The sequence below is a fragment of the Jiella flava genome (assembly GCF_017349315.1).
GTDB lineage: Bacteria > Pseudomonadota > Alphaproteobacteria > Rhizobiales > Rhizobiaceae > Jiella > Jiella flava.
Genome location: NZ_JAFMPP010000001.1, coordinates 208,308 through 223,445 on the forward strand (window position 1 = coordinate 208,308; position 15,138 = coordinate 223,445).

At 62.5% G+C, this 15,138-nt stretch carries 9 protein-coding genes; all 9 read left to right on the forward strand.

The window, feature by feature from the left end:
* Nucleotides 1-617 precede the first annotated feature (617 nt).
* The 9 genes from J1C48_RS00955 to pyc all read left to right on the forward strand — a co-directional run bounded on the left by J1C48_RS00955 (nt 618) and on the right by pyc (nt 15,123).
* On the forward strand, nt 618-2,555 hold the full coding sequence (locus tag J1C48_RS00955; protein ID WP_425523466.1) for a PrkA family serine protein kinase: 1,938 nt from the start codon (nt 618-620) through the stop codon (nt 2,553-2,555).
* A 28-nt stretch (nt 2,556-2,583) separates the two neighbouring features.
* Nucleotides 2,584-3,888 (forward strand): YeaH/YhbH family protein, encoded by a 1,305-nt coding sequence (locus tag J1C48_RS00960; protein ID WP_207255775.1) that lies wholly within the window; start codon nt 2,584-2,586, stop codon nt 3,886-3,888.
* Nucleotides 3,888-5,444 (forward strand): SpoVR family protein, encoded by a 1,557-nt coding sequence (locus J1C48_RS00965; RefSeq protein ID WP_207255777.1) that lies wholly within the window; start codon nt 3,888-3,890, stop codon nt 5,442-5,444. The genes J1C48_RS00960 and J1C48_RS00965 overlap by 1 nt, the downstream gene beginning before the upstream one ends.
* 809 nt (nt 5,445-6,253) lie before the next feature.
* A complete protein-coding gene (gene pstS / locus J1C48_RS00970; protein WP_207255778.1) occupies nt 6,254-7,309 on the forward strand; it encodes a phosphate ABC transporter substrate-binding protein PstS in 1,056 nt (351 codons plus the stop codon).
* A gap of 81 nt (nt 7,310-7,390) precedes the next feature.
* Complete coding sequence (gene pstC / locus J1C48_RS00975; RefSeq protein ID WP_207255779.1) at nt 7,391-8,359, forward strand: phosphate ABC transporter permease subunit PstC; 969 nt, start codon at nt 7,391-7,393, stop codon at nt 8,357-8,359.
* 4 nt (nt 8,360-8,363) lie between these two features.
* Complete coding sequence (gene pstA / locus J1C48_RS00980) at nt 8,364-9,206, forward strand: phosphate ABC transporter permease PstA (RefSeq protein WP_207255781.1); 843 nt, start codon at nt 8,364-8,366, stop codon at nt 9,204-9,206.
* A complete protein-coding gene (pstB, locus tag J1C48_RS00985; protein ID WP_207255782.1) occupies nt 9,203-10,057 on the forward strand; it encodes a phosphate ABC transporter ATP-binding protein PstB in 855 nt (284 codons plus the stop codon). The genes pstA and pstB overlap by 4 nt, the downstream gene beginning before the upstream one ends.
* A gap of 277 nt (nt 10,058-10,334) precedes the next feature.
* Entirely contained in the window at nt 10,335-11,219 is an 885-nt protein-coding gene (locus J1C48_RS00990; protein WP_207255784.1) for a DMT family transporter, read from the forward strand.
* A gap of 442 nt (nt 11,220-11,661) precedes the next feature.
* Nucleotides 11,662-15,123, forward strand: coding sequence for a pyruvate carboxylase (gene pyc, locus J1C48_RS00995; protein WP_207255786.1), 3,462 nt, complete (start codon nt 11,662-11,664; stop codon nt 15,121-15,123).
* Nucleotides 15,124-15,138: the final 15 nt, after the last annotated feature.

The following is a 15,138-nucleotide window of genomic DNA, read 5'->3' on the forward strand; positions in this document are numbered from 1 at the left end:
ACACCAGCCACCGGTGCGACGCTAGGGAAATCAGACGAGAGGAACCGTTCCAAAGACAGTTGAAGTCACAATCTCGGGACGACGGTCCGGCGCGAAATGCCGCGCAGCCAAAAGGGGGTGTCGCACTGCGAGCCCTGCTTCTGACAAGACTGTGAAGCGGATACGCCGCACCCTTGCCGCCTTGCGTTTCGAAGCTCATGTGAGACCATCGACGCAGTTCAAAGGTGGCCGCGACGGGCCGGCACCGAGGCGATGATGATGCTGGCGGGAAGAGGCCGCGGCCCGCGCGTTACCCGAATCGGTTGGCGCCACCGACGCGGCGCGATCACAGCGCAAGTCTTTGAGGCACGGGATGTGACAGCAACCGCTCTTGATTCGCGCAGGTTTGACGGTGAAACTGTTTTGCAATGCGATATCGACGCATTCTGCCACAGGCGGGAATCGGCTGAGGCGAATAGTCTAGCAATCGCAACCGATGCGCAAGAGGGAAAAGCCCTGATCAAATAAATTTAATAACTGTTTTCAGATACTTGGCATGTAGCATAGGATGTCGACGGGACTGATCGGCACAACCTTTGGGCAAAGCCCGACGGGTGCCATGGCGAATGGAGGTGGGGATGACCGCATTGTTCGACCAGTACGCCAGGACCTACGAGCAGCGACGGGAAACCGTGATGTCGCTGTCGCAGTTTCTTGAAGGCTGCCGAAAGGATCCGATCCTTTATGCCGGGCCGCACGAACGGCTGCTCGCGGCAATCGGTGAGCCGGAGATGGTGGATACCTCGCAGGATTCGCGGCTCGGCCGGATCTTCCAGAACCGCACGATCCGCACCTATCGCCCGTTTGCCGATTTCTACGGCATGGAAGAGACCGTCGAGCGGATCGTCGCTTTCTTGCGCCAAGCCGCACAGGGCTTGGAAGAACGCAAACAAATCATTTACTTACTCGGCCCGGTCGGCGGCGGCAAATCCTCGCTCGCCGAGCGCATCAAATCCCTGATCGAGGATCAGCCGATCTACGTGCTGAAAGCCGGCGACGAGCTAAGCCCGGTGTTCGAAAGCCCGCTGGTGCTGTTCGATCCCGAAATCATGGGCGAGACGCTGGAGACCGAATACAAGATCCCGCGCCGGCGGCTGTCCGGCCTGATGAGCCCCTGGTGCGTCAAACGCCTCGACGAATTCGGCGGCGACATCTCGAAATTCAAGGTGGCGCGGCTGATGCCTTCGCGGCTGAAGCAGATCGGCGTCTCCAAGACCGAGCCCGGCGACGAGAACAACCAGGACATCTCCTCCCTCGTCGGCAAGGTCGATATCCGCCGGCTGGAGATGTACGCCCAGAACGACCCCGACGCTTACTCCTATTCCGGCGGCCTCAACCGCGCCAATCAGGGCGTGCTTGAATTCGTCGAGATGTTCAAGGCACCGATCAAGATGCTGCATCCGCTGCTGACGGCGACCCAGGAGGGCTCCTATGTCGGGTCGGAGAACATCGGTGCGATCCCGTTTACCGGGATGATCATGGCCCACTCCAACGAATCGGAGTGGAAGACCTTTAAGAACAACAAGAACAACGAGGCCTTCATCGACCGCATCTACGTGATCAAGGTGCCCTACTGCCTGCGGGTCGACGAGGAAACCAAGATCTACGAGAAGCTCGTCCAGGGCTCTGAACTCGCCGAGGCGCCCTGCGCCCCCGACACGCTGGAGATGCTGGCGCGCTTTGCCGTCCTGTCGCGGCTGAAGGCGCACGAGAACTCCTCGCTCTATGCCAAGATGCGCGTCTACAATGGCGAGAGCCTGCGCGAGGTCGACCCGAAGGCCCGCACGATGCAGGAATATCGCGACGCCGCCGGCGTCGACGAAGGCATGAACGGCATCTCGACGCGCTTTGCCTTCAAGGCGCTGTCAGCGACCTTCAACCACGACACCCAGGAGGTCGCCGCCGACCCGGTGCATCTGATGTATGTGCTTGAACAGGCGGTGCGGCGCGAGCAGTTTCCCGACGACGTCGAGAGCGACTATCTGGAATTCATCAAGGCGGAGCTGGCTCCGCGTTATGCCGAGTTCATCGGCAACGAGATCCAGAAGGCCTATCTGGAATCTTATCACGACTACGGCCAGAACCTGTTCGATCGCTATGTCGCCTATGCCGACGCCTGGATCGAGGATCAGGACTACAAGGACCCCGACACCGGGCAATTGCTCGATCGCGACCTGTTAAATCAGGAGCTGACCAAGATCGAGAAGCCTGCGGGTATCGCCAATCCCAAGGACTTCCGCAACGAGGTGGTCAAGTTCTCGCTGCGCTCACGCGCCGCCAATGCCGGGCAGAACCCGTCCTGGACGAGCTACGAGAAGATCCGCGACGTCGTCGAGAAGCGGATGTTCAGCCAAGTCGAGGATCTCCTCCCTGTCATCTCGTTTGGATCGAAGAAGGATTCGGAGACGGAGAAGAAGCACAACGAGTTCGTCGACCGCATGGTCGAGCGTGGTTTTACGCCGCGGCAGGTGCGACGGCTCGTGGAATGGTATATGCGTGTCAGGCAGGCAAGCTGAGCGCACTCTGGTTTCCACTGGATCGGCTATGCACATCATCGACCGTCGCCCAGACCCCGGAGGCAAAAGCCTCGCGAACCGCCAGCGCTTCATGAGACGGGCGCGGGCCTTGGTCAAAAAGGCCGTCCAGGAGGCCTCCGGTGCCCGCAAAATCCGCGAGGTGGACGACGGCGGGGCGGTCACGATCCCAGCCGACGGTGTCCACGAGCCGAGCTTTCATTCCGGCCAGGGCGGCGGCGTGCGCGACTACGTCCTGCCTGGCAACAAGAAATTCGTCTCCGGTGATCGCATTGAGCGGCCGAAGCAGGGCGGCGGCTCCGGGTCGGAAGGCAGTGCCGATGGCGAGGGCGAGGACGGTTTCCGTTTCGTCCTGTCACGCGACGAATTCCTCGAGCTCTTCCTGGAAGATCTTGAACTGCCCAATCTGGCGAAACGTCAGGTGCTCGGCGATGCGGTGGAAAAGCGTCATCCGGCGGGTTTCCAGACCTCCGGCCCGCCGTCCTCGCTGTCGGTCGGGCGCACCATGCGCCGCAGCCTGTCGCGCCGCATCGCCCTGCGCCGTCCCAATCCGCGTGAACTCGAGGCCCTGCGCAACCAACTCGCCGAGCTGGAAGGAGAGATGGGCGAGACCGACCGCATCCTCGCCCTCAAGGTGGAAATCGAGCGCCAGGAACGGCGTGCCCGGGTGATCCCCTTCATCGACCCGGTCGATCTGCGCTATCGCCGCATCGAGGTGACCCCGGAGCCGATCGCCCGGGCCGCGATGTTCTGCCTGATGGACGTCTCCGCCTCCATGGACGAGCATATGAAGGACCTCGCCAAGCGCTTCTTCTCGCTGCTTTATCTCTTCCTCACCCGGCGCTACCGGCAGGTCGAGATCATCTTCATCCGCCATACCCACGAGGCGAAAGAGGTTGACGAGGAGACTTTCTTTTATTCGCGTGAATCCGGCGGCACGGTGATCTCTTCGGCACTGACCGAGATGGCGCGGATCGCCAAAGAGCGGTTCCCGGCCGACCAATGGAATATTTACGCCGCCCAAGCTTCGGACGGTGACAATCTGTCGTCCGACAATGCCCGCTCGGTGGCGATGCTGCGCGAGTTGATTCTGCCGATGACGCAGCACTATGCCTATCTGCAAGTCGGCCGCGCCGACTTCGAGCGCGACGACGGCGTCTTTGCCCGTCAGGAGACGACGCTGTGGCGGGCCTATCAAGAACTGCTGAGGCCCAATCTTCCGATGGCCATGCGCAAGGTCAACGACCGGCGCGACATCTATCCGGTGTTCCGCGAACTCTTCGAACGCCGCGACGAGCCCGCGGAGATGCGCTGATGCAACAGGTTGCGACAACGCTCGAAAGCAAAACCGGCACCCCGCTCTTCACCGAGCGGGATTGGGATTTCAACCTGTTATCTCGGGTCTATGGGGCGATCGAACAGATTGCCGACGGCGAACTCGGCCTCGACATCTATCCCAACCAGATCGAGGTGATCACCTCCGAGCAAATGCTCGACGCCTATGCCTCGACCGGCATGCCGCTGTTTTACAAGCACTGGTCCTTCGGCAAGCATTTCGTGCGGAACGAGACGCTCTACCGCAAAGGCTGGCAGGGGCTCGCCTACGAAATCGTCATCAACTCCTCGCCGTGCATCGTCTACATTATGGAGGAGAACTCGGCGACGATGCAGACGCTGGTGCTGGCGCACGCCGCCTTCGGCCACAACCATTTTTTCAAGAACAACTATTGCTTCCAGCAATGGACCGACGCCAGCAGCATTCTCGACTATCTGGCCTTCGCCAAGACCTATGTCGCAGCCTGCGAGGACCGCTATGGTCAGGACAATGTCGAAAAGGTTCTGGATGCGGCCCACGCGCTGATGAGCCACGGCATCCACCGCTATCCCGGCAAGCACCCGCTCGATCTCAAATCCGAACAGCGGCGCCAGGACGAGCGGCGCGCCTTTGCCGAGCAGCATTTCTCCGACCTCTGGCGGACCCTGCCGAAAACCGCCGACGGGCCGAAACGCGACCTCGATGCCGAGCGTCGCCGCCAGTTGCTCGGGCTACCCGAGGAAAACCTCCTCTATTTCCTGGAAAAGAACGCCCCACGCCTTGCTCCCTGGCAGCGCGAACTGATTCGCATCGTGCGCCAGATCGCCCAGTATTTCTATCCGCAACGCCAGACCAAGGTGATGAACGAGGGCTGTGCCACCTTCAGCCATTACCGGATCATGACCCGGTTGCACGAAAGCGGCCAGATCACCGACGGCTCCTATCTGGAATTCCTCCACTCCCACACCAGCGTGGTCTTCCAGCCGGAATACGATGATCCGCGCTATTCCGGTATCAATCCCTACGCCCTCGGCTTTGCGATGATGGAGGATATCGAGCGCATCGCAACGACGCCGACCGCCGAGGATCGGGCCTTCTTTCCCGACATCGCCGGCTGCGGCGATGCCTATGGTGTGCTGCGCGACGCCTGGGCGAACTATCGCGACGAGAGCTTCATCCTGCAATTCCTCAGCCCGGCCGTGATTCGCAAGCAGCGGCTGTTCCGGCTGGTCGACGATGCCGATGACGACGATATCGTCGTCGCCTCGATCCACGATGAAAACGGCTATCGGGCCGTGCGCCAGTCGCTGTCGCGCCAGTTCGACGTCGGTCGGCAGGACCCCGACATCCAGGTCGCCGATGTCGATCTGGCCGGTGACCGCAAGCTGATCCTGCATCACAACGTTGTCGACGGCATCAAGCTGGACGGCAAGGACACTGCCAAGGTGCTGCAGCATCTCGCCAATCTCTGGGGATACGACGTCAAGCTGCTGGAAATCGACGGCGGCGACACCATCGCCACCCATGATGGCAGCCCGACCCAGGCATTCCGCTAACACGCCGGCCCAAAAATTGGTTTTGATTTTCAGATCAATGGCTTAGGCGGCTCAGCGCATCGCATGGCGGTCGGTGGAATTTGGGAGGTCGCGTGAATGAACAACCGCCCGGACCGTCTTAGATCGCCCGCGTCCGATCGGACGCAGAAAAGATGCGCTCACTCTTTGAATTGACGCATAGTGCTGTGCCGAAAATCGACGCCGATTTTCGGGCCGATACTGTAAGTTTGCCCATAAGATCGCCGCATTGCCCCCTTCGGATCGATGACTTTGCTGCGCGGATTTCCCCGAAACGGTCGCGTCACCAACAAAATCGCCACGGGCTGGTCTTCGCCGTGCGGCATGAGGACACGAAGATTAACTTTCGTCCATAGTCCGCCATTGTCATAAGACTTTTACAAAAAACCCTCACAGGAACCGCACCATGCGGTCAAATGACGCGTCGGGCGCAAGTCCGACCGGCCAGGTGACCGTTTCCCTTGGTGTCAGCGGCTGCGAGGCTCTCTCCGGTGAGGTCTACCTTCCGACCCTTCTTTCAGAAATTCGGGCCGGCTTTTCGGATGGACTCCCCCCTCGCTTTCTGCATCCCGCGTCATTGCGATCGCGATGCGGCCGGAAGCAGCAGTCGCGCATCCCACCCTCAATTCTCAGACATTCCGGTCCGCCGGCGCTCGACGACTGTTGCGCCGGCCTACGGATACCCCTGTGCCCGGCCCGCTCCGATCCTGATTGAGCGTCGCTGTCTGCACTTACAAAGCCCCGCGCCGCAAGGGCTGGGGTTCAACCTCCCTTGGTTAAGGAGACCATGCATGTCCTACCACTTCAGGAAGACGGCCCTCGGCGCCGTTCTCGCCGCCGTGCTCGGCTTCGCCTCTGCGGCGCAGGCCGCCGACCTGTCCGGCGCTGGCGCCACCTTCCCCTACCCGGTCTATTCGCAGTGGGCGAAGGCCTACAAGGAAAAGACCGGCACGGGCCTGAACTACCAGGCGATCGGTTCCGGCGGCGGTATCAAGCAGATCGAAGCTCGCACCGTGACCTTCGGCGCTTCGGACAAGCCGCTCGGTGGTGACGAGTTGACGAAGAACACGCTGGTCCAGTTCCCGACCGTCATGGGCGGCATCGTCCCGGTCGTGAACATCAAGGGCATCAAGCCGGGCGAACTGGTCATCGACGGCACGACACTCGCCGAAATCTACATGGGTAAGATCACCAAGTGGAACGACGCGGCGATCAAGAAGCTCAACCCGAAGGTCAAGCTGCCGGATGCCGCCATCGCCGTCGTCCACCGTTCGGACGGCTCGGGCACGACCTTTAACTTCACCTATTATCTCGCCGCCGTTGACGCGGACTGGAAGAGCAACATCGGCGTCAACACCTCGGTACAGTGGCCGGTCGGCGTCGGCGCCAAGGGCAACCAGGGCGTTGCGGCGAATGTCGGCCAGACCCAGAACTCGATCGGTTACGTCGAATACGCCTACGCGCTGCAGAACAAGATGACCTACACCGACATGGTCAACAAGGCCGGCAAGCGCGTTGCTCCGAAGGCTGCCGCCTTCGCTGCCGCCGCCAAGAACGCCGACTGGAAGAGCCAGCCGGGCTTCGGCGTCATCCTGGCCGACCAGCCGGGCGACAAGAGCTGGCCGATGACCGCTGCGACCTTCATCCTGATGCACTCCGACGCCAAGGACGGCAAGGCCTCCGCTCAGGTCCTGAAGTTCTTCAACTGGGCCTATGCCCATGGCGACAAGATGGCCGCCAAGCTCGACTACATCCCGATGCCGAGCTCCGTCGTCAAGGACGTCAAGAAGGAGTGGTCGGAGATCAAGGGCGAGGATGGCAAGTCCGTCTGGAAAGCCAGCATGTAATCTTACGCGCTATCGCGTTTTGGTGAGGGCCTGTTCAGGCCCTCACCTCTTATTGGCTTTCGCGCTCGTTTTGGAGCCTTGATGAGTATTGCCGTCCATCAGACATTTCCAAACCCGGCTGGTCGCAAGCCGGCCAGCGGCGAAACCATTTTCCGCGGCTTGACCTTGGCCGCAGCGCTGATCGTCCTTGCCACCTTGCTCGGCGTCTTCGTCTCACTCTTCCTTGGTGCCTGGCCGGCCTTGCACCGCTATGGTCTCGGCTTCTTCGTCATCCAAGCCTGGAACCCGGTCACCGAAAAATTCGGCGCCCTGGCGCCCCTCTACGGCACGATCGTCACCTCGATCATCGCCATGATCATCGCCGTGCCGGTCGGGCTTGGCATCGCGATCTTCCTGACCGAAACCTGCCCGCGACCGCTGCGCCGACCGATCGGCATCGCCATCGAACTCCTCGCCGGCGTTCCCTCGATCATCTATGGCATCTGGGGGCTGTTCGTGTTCGCCCCGTTCATGCAGACGACGGTACAGCCCTTCCTCATCGACACCCTCGGCACCGTGCCGGGCATCGGCGACTTCTTCGCAGGCCCGCCCTACGGCATCGGCATGCTGACCGCCGGGCTGATCCTCGCCATCATGGTCCTGCCCTTCATCGCCTCGATCGCCCGCGAGGTCTTTCTCACCGTCCCCGACATGCTGCGCGAAGCCGCCTATGGCATGGGCATGACACGCTGGGAGGTGAACCGCTCGATCGTCATCCCGCATGTGCGCTCGGCGCTCGTCGGCGGCACCATGCTGGCGCTTGGCCGGGCGCTCGGCGAAACCATGGCCGTCACCTTCGTGATCGGCAACGCCCCGCGCATCGCAACCTCGATCCTGCAGCCGGGAACCACCATTTCGGCGGCCATAGCCAACGAGTTCACCGAGGCGACCACCAATCTCTACACCTCGTCGCTGATCGCCCTCGGCCTCGTTCTCTTCGTCATCACCTTCCTGGTCCTTGCCGCGGCGCAGCTCATGCTGCAGCGGATCAAACGCCGCGCGGGAGAATGACGCGATGAGCACCAAACTCGCCCGGCGCAAGCTCACAAACACGATCATGATGGGGCTGGCCACAGCCTCCGCGGCTCTCGGCATGGCGATGCTCGCGGTGATCCTGCTGCATCTCGTGACCAAAGGCGCGTCGTCGCTCGATCTCGCCGTCTTCCTGCAGGATACGCCGGGGCCAAACGATCTCGGCGGACTGCGCAACGCCATTGTCGGCTCGCTGATCATGACCGTGATCGCGATGCTGATCGGCATTCCGATCGGCGTTCTTGCCGGCACCTATCTCGCCGAATATGGCCGGTTCTCGAAGCTGTCGACGATCATCCGCTTCGTCAACGACATCCTCCTGTCGGCGCCCTCGATCATCGTCGGCCTGTTCGTCTACCAGCTGATGGTGGTCACCCAAGGCCACTTCTCGGCGCTCGCCGGAACCGTCGCCCTTGCGATCCTGGTCGTGCCGATCGTCGTGCGCACCACCGAGGACGTGTTGCGGTTGGTGCCGGACACGCTGCGCGAGGCCGGGCTTGCGGTCGGCGTGACGCGCTGGATGGTGATCCGCAAGGTGATCTATACTTCCGCCCGCGCCGGCATCATCACCGGCATTCTGCTCGCCCTTGCGCGGATCTCCGGCGAGACCGCGCCGCTGCTCTTCACCGCGCTGTCGAACAACTTCTTCAGCCTCGATCTCAACGCGCCAATGGCCTCGCTGCCGATCACCATCTTCCAATTCGCCCTGTCGCCCTACGACAACTGGCAGGCGCTCGCCTGGTCCGGCGCGCTTCTCATCACCGTCGCCGTGCTCGCCCTGTCCATCGCCGCGCGCCTCCTGACCACCAAGCGAGTGAAGTCATGACCGACCTTCTTACCACCGACGCCACCCGGGCGAAGATCGAAGCCTTGAGCGCCCGCGCCGCAGCCGATTTCGCCGACGAGCCGATCATGGAGACGGCGACGCCCCGCATCGAAATTCGCGGCCTGAATTTTCACTATGGCAAGCACCAGGCGCTGAAGAACGTCTCGCTGGACTTTCCGGAAAAGCAGGTGACGGCGATCATCGGCCCGTCGGGCTGCGGCAAGTCCACCTTGCTGCGCGTCCTCAACCGCATCTACGATCTTTATCCGGGCCATGCGGCGACAGGATCGGTGACGATCGACGGCACCAACATTCTCGACCCGAAGACCGACCTCAATCGTCTGCGCACCAAGGTCGGCATGGTGTTCCAGAAGCCGACGCCGTTTCCCATGTCGATCTACGACAACGTCGCCTTCGCGCTGCGGCTCAACACCAATATGAGCAAGGCGGATATCGACAACCGGGTGACCGCCTCGCTGCAGAAGGCCGCGCTGTGGGACGAAGTGAAGGACAAGCTGACGGCGTCCGGCCTGTCGCTCTCGGGCGGCCAGCAGCAACGCCTGTGCATCGCCCGCACCATCGCCACCGAGCCCGATGTGATCCTGTTCGACGAGCCAGCCTCGGCGCTCGATCCAATTTCGACCAAGCGGGTCGAGGAGACGATCATGGAGCTGCGCAAGGATTTCACCATCGTCATCGTCACCCACAACATGCAACAGGCCCAGCGCATCAGCGCCCGCACCGCTTTCATGTATCTCGGCGAGTTGGTCGAATACGGCGACACCAAGCAAATTTTCGAACGTCCGCACAAAGAGCGCACGCGCGATTACGTCTGCGGCCGATTCGGCTGACCGACTTTTTTTCAAAAAAGTCGGAACCGCTTTCCATCGCCTGCATTACTTGAATACCCCCAAGCGATCATCCCCCCTCGATCGCAAAAGCAGACGAAAAAGGGCAGCTTCCCCCTCGCTGCCCTTTTTCGTGTTTGGCGCATTCGATGCCGAGACTGCGGGTAAGGTTACAAGGCTGCGTCATTTTCTCTCACCTGTGCTCGGCAATCGCTTGCCACCAAAGGCCCTGCGGCCTTATCCGCCTTTGCCAGGCCATCTCCGATTCGAAAGTGCTTTTATGCAAGCCGGCATTCTGCTCGCCTTCGCGTCCTATCTTGCGTTCTCCTGCGGCGACGCGACGTTGAAAGCCATTGGCGACCGTCTGCCGATCTTCGAAGTAGGCTTCTTCATCTCGCTGTTCGCTCTGCTGCCGGCGCTCTTCACCAAACGCCCGGAAGACACCTGGTCGAACGTCTTAGTGCCGAAGCGGCCGGGTCTCCTCCTGATCGGCATGGCAAGCGGCACCATCGGCGGCATTCTCGGCGTCATCGCCTTCACCTCGCTGCCGCTCGCCGAAGCCTATGCGCTGATCTTTCTGCTGCCGATTTTCGTGACGGTGTTCTCCTGGCTGGTTCTGAAGGAGGAGATCGGCTGGCGGCGCTGGCTGGCGGTGTTCGGCGGTCTCGCCGGTGTGCTTCTCGTCGTCCGGCCCGGCTTTCGCGAAGTTCTGCCCGGCCATTTCGCGGCGATCGGCGTCGCGATCTGCGGCGCGATCACCGTCATCGTCCTGCGCGTTCTCGGCCCGTCGGAGCGCCGCGTGACGCTGATCGGCGCGGTGCTCGTCGCCGCCGTCGTCGTCAACGGCGCCTTGATGATCCCGCAATTCAAGACCCCATCCCACGAATTGTGGCCGCTGATCCTGTTCGGTGGCCTCGTCGTCGGCGTCGCCCATTTCCTCATCGTCATGGCGACCCGCCTTGCGCCTGCCGCCCGCGTTGCGCCGACGCAATACAGCCAGATCGTCTGGGCGACGATCATCGGGGCCACCTTCTTCGGGGAATTTCCCGATACAATCGCCATGATCGGCATGGTGCTGGTCGGTGTGTCGGGCCTCTTTACCTTTGTCCGTGAGAAGGAAAAGACCACCTGGCCTGAGAAGACGCCACTGCTGCGCAACCGCTGACGGGTGCCGCTCGACGGGACGACGTCACCGCGCCCTGCAGCAAAAAGCCGCCCACTCTGCGTGACATCTCGCCTGACACCGTCGCACAAGACCGGAAAATGGCGGCAATCGAGTTCGATGCAAGCTGCCGCACCGATCCCGATCTGATCCTTCCGCGCCGATCCGCCACTGACGGCGCGCCACGAGACGTGACAAAGCGCGAGATGCCAGAGTATGCACCGGCGACGCGCTCGATCTCACGTGGTGATAAAGCGGTCACGTTTCGCACTTGCGAAATTCATCGTTGCGCCACAGACTTACGGCCTGGCAGAGCCGACCGGAGACGTCGGCGGCCGGGCATCATGGGGGAGAGTCGGACTGGTTCCCGCCCGCATCATGCTTTGCAACGAAAACATCGAGGCGGGAGGCCATTTCCGCTTCGAAAGACGCTTGGGAGTATTCCGTGGCCATCCGCAAAATTCTTGTCGCCAACCGTTCCGAAATCGCGATCCGCGTGTTTCGCGCCGCCAACGAACTCGGCCTCAAAACGGTGGCGATCTGGGCCGAGGAGGACAAGCTCGCCCTGCACCGCTTCAAGGCGGACGAAAGCTATCAGGTCGGCCGCGGCGCCCATCTCGACAAGGATCTTGGCCCGATTGAGAGCTACCTGTCGATCGACGAGGTGCTGCGCGTCGCCAAGCTCTCCGGCGCCGATGCGATCCATCCCGGCTACGGCCTGTTGTCGGAAAGCCCGGAATTCGTCGACGCCTGCCACGCGGCCGGCATCACCTTCATCGGCCCGTCGGGCGACACCATGCGCCGCCTCGGCAACAAGGTCGCCGCGCGCAATCTCGCCGTCGAGGTCGGCGTTCCGGTGGTCCCGGCCACCGAGCCGCTGCCCGACGACATGGCCAAGGTCCGCGAGATGGCGGCCGAGGTCGGCTATCCGGTCATGCTGAAGGCATCTTGGGGCGGCGGCGGCCGCGGCATGCGGGTGATCCGCGCCGAGGCCGATCTCGAGCGCGAGGTGACCGAGGCCAAGCGCGAGGCCAAAGCCGCCTTCGGCAAGGACGAGGTCTATCTGGAAAAGCTGGTCGAGCGCGCCCGCCATGTCGAGGTGCAGATCCTCGGCGACACCCACGGCACCGTCGTCGACCTGTTCGAGCGCGACTGCTCGATCCAGCGCCGCAATCAGAAGGTCGTCGAGCGGGCGCCGGCCCCCTATCTCGATCACGAGCGGCGGCGCGAACTCGCCGGCTACGCCCGCAAGATCGCCGAGGCGACGAACTATGTCGGCGCCGGCACGGTGGAATTTTTGATGGATGCCGACACCGGCGCCTTCTATTTCATCGAGGTCAATCCGCGCATCCAGGTCGAGCACACCGTCACCGAGGAGGTGACCGGCATCGACATCGTCAAGGCGCAGATCCACATCCTCGACGGCTACGCCATCGGCACCCCGGAATCGGGCGTGCCGCGCCAGGAGGACATCCGCCTCAACGGTCATGCCCTGCAGTGCCGCATCACCACGGAAGACCCCGAGCACAACTTCATCCCCGATTACGGCCGCATCACCGCCTATCGCGGCGCCACCGGCTTCGGCATCCGGCTCGATGGCGGCACCGCCTATTCCGGCGCGGTGATCACCCGCTACTACGATCCGCTGCTCGAAAAGGTCACTGCCTGGGCGCCGACCGCCGAAGAGGCGATCGCCCGCATGGACCGGGCGCTGCGCGAATTCCGCATCCGCGGTGTCGCCACCAACCTGACCTTTCTCGAGGCGATCATCAGCCACGAGAAATTCCGCACCAATCGCTACACGACCAAATTCATCGACGAGACCAAGGAGCTGTTCCAGCAGGTCAAGCGCCGCGACCGCGCAACCAAGCTGTTGACCTACCTCGCCGACGTCTCGGTCAACGGCCATCCGGAGACCAAGAACCGGCCGCTGCCCTCCGAAGATCACGCGCCACCGTCGCCACCGCTGTTCGACAAGCCGATTGCCGACGGCTCGCGCCAGAAGCTCGATGAACTCGGCCCGCAAGGCTTCGCCGAGTGGCTGCGCGACAAGCCCGAGGTGATGATCACCGACACGACGATGCGCGACGGCCACCAGTCGCTCTTGGCGACCAGAGCCCGCACCCACGACATCGTCGCCATTGCCGAGGCTTATGCCCGCGGCCTGCCGCAACTCCTCTCGCTCGAATGCTGGGGCGGCGCGACCTTCGACGTCGCCATGCGCTTCTTGACCGAGGATCCGTGGGAGCGGCTGGCGCTGATCCGCGAGAAGGCGCCGAACATCCTTCTGCAAATGCTGCTGCGCGGCTCCAACGGCGTCGGCTACACCAATTATCCCGACAATATCGTCAAGCATTTCGTCGCCGAGGCGGCGAAGGGCGGTGTCGATCTCTTCCGCGTCTTCGACTGCCTGAACTGGGTCGAGAACATGCGCGTCTCAATGGACGCGGTGCAGGAGGCCGGCAAGCTCTGCGAGGGCGCGATCTGCTACACCGGTGATCTGTTCGATCCCGAACGCTCGAAATACGACCTCAAATACTATGTGAGCCTCGCCAAGGAGATGGAGGCCGCCGGCGCCCACATCCTCGGCGTCAAGGACATGGCCGGGCTGCTCAAGCCGGCGGCCGCGCGGGTGCTGTTCAAGGCGCTGAAGGAAGAGGTCGGCCTGCCGATCCACTTCCACACCCACGACACCTCCGGCATTTCCGCGTCGACGGTGCTCGCCGCCGTCGAGGCCGGCGTCGATGCGGTGGATGCGGCGATGGACGCCTTTTCCGGCAACACCTCACAGCCCTGCCTCGGCTCGATCGTCGAAGCGCTGAAAGGCTCCGAGCGCGATCCGGGCTTGTCCTCCGAGGCGATCCGGCGGATTTCCTTCTACTGGGAAGCGGTGCGCAACCAGTACGCCGCCTTCGAAAGCGACCTGAAGGGGCCGGCCTCGGAGGTCTATCTGCACGAAATGCCCGGCGGCCAGTTCACCAATCTGAAGGAACAAGCCCGCTCGCTCGGCCTGGAAACCCGCTGGCATCAGGTCGCCCAGACCTATGCCGACGTCAACAAGATGTTCGGCGACATCGTCAAGGTGACGCCCTCCTCCAAGGTCGTCGGCGACATGGCGCTGATGATGGTGTCGCAGGATCTTTCGGTGACCGACGTGATGGATTCGAACAAGGATCTCGCCTTCCCCGATTCCGTCGTCGCCATGATGCATGGCGATCTCGGCCAGCCGCCGGCCGGCTGGCCGAAGGACATCCAGAAGAAGGTCTTGAAGGACAAGCAGCCGATCACCGTCAGGCCCGGTTCGCTAATTCCCGACGCCGATCTTGCCAAGGAACGCGAGACCATCGAGGCCAAGATCGAGCGCAAGGTCAGCGACGCCGAATTCGCCTCTTATCTGATGTATCCGAAGGTCTTCACCGACTACGCCCTGGCCACGGAGAAATACGGCCCGGTCTCGATGCTGCCGACGCCGAATTATTTCTACGGCATCGCCCAGGACGACGAAGTGCTGGTCGAGATCGAGCGCGGCAAGACGCTGGTCATCCGCTGTCTGGGCTTCGGCGAGACCGACGAGAAGGGTATGCGCACGGTGTTTTTCGAGCTGAACGGTCAGCCGCGCCGGGTAAAGGTGCCGGACCGGGCCCATGGTGCGGCAGATGGAGGCGTGAAGCCGAAGGCCGATCCGGCCAATGCCAACCATGTCGGCGCACCGATGCCCGGCGTGGTGTCGACGCTGGCGGTGGCGGCCGGCCAGTCGGTGCAGGCCGGCGATGTGCTCCTGTCGATCGAAGCGATGAAGATGGAAACCGCGATCCATGCCGAGCGCGACGGCGTGATCGAGGCCGTCCATGTCACCGCCGGCGCCCAGATCGATGCCAAGGATCTGCTGCTCACCTACGCCGGCTGACGGCGGGCAGCGGCG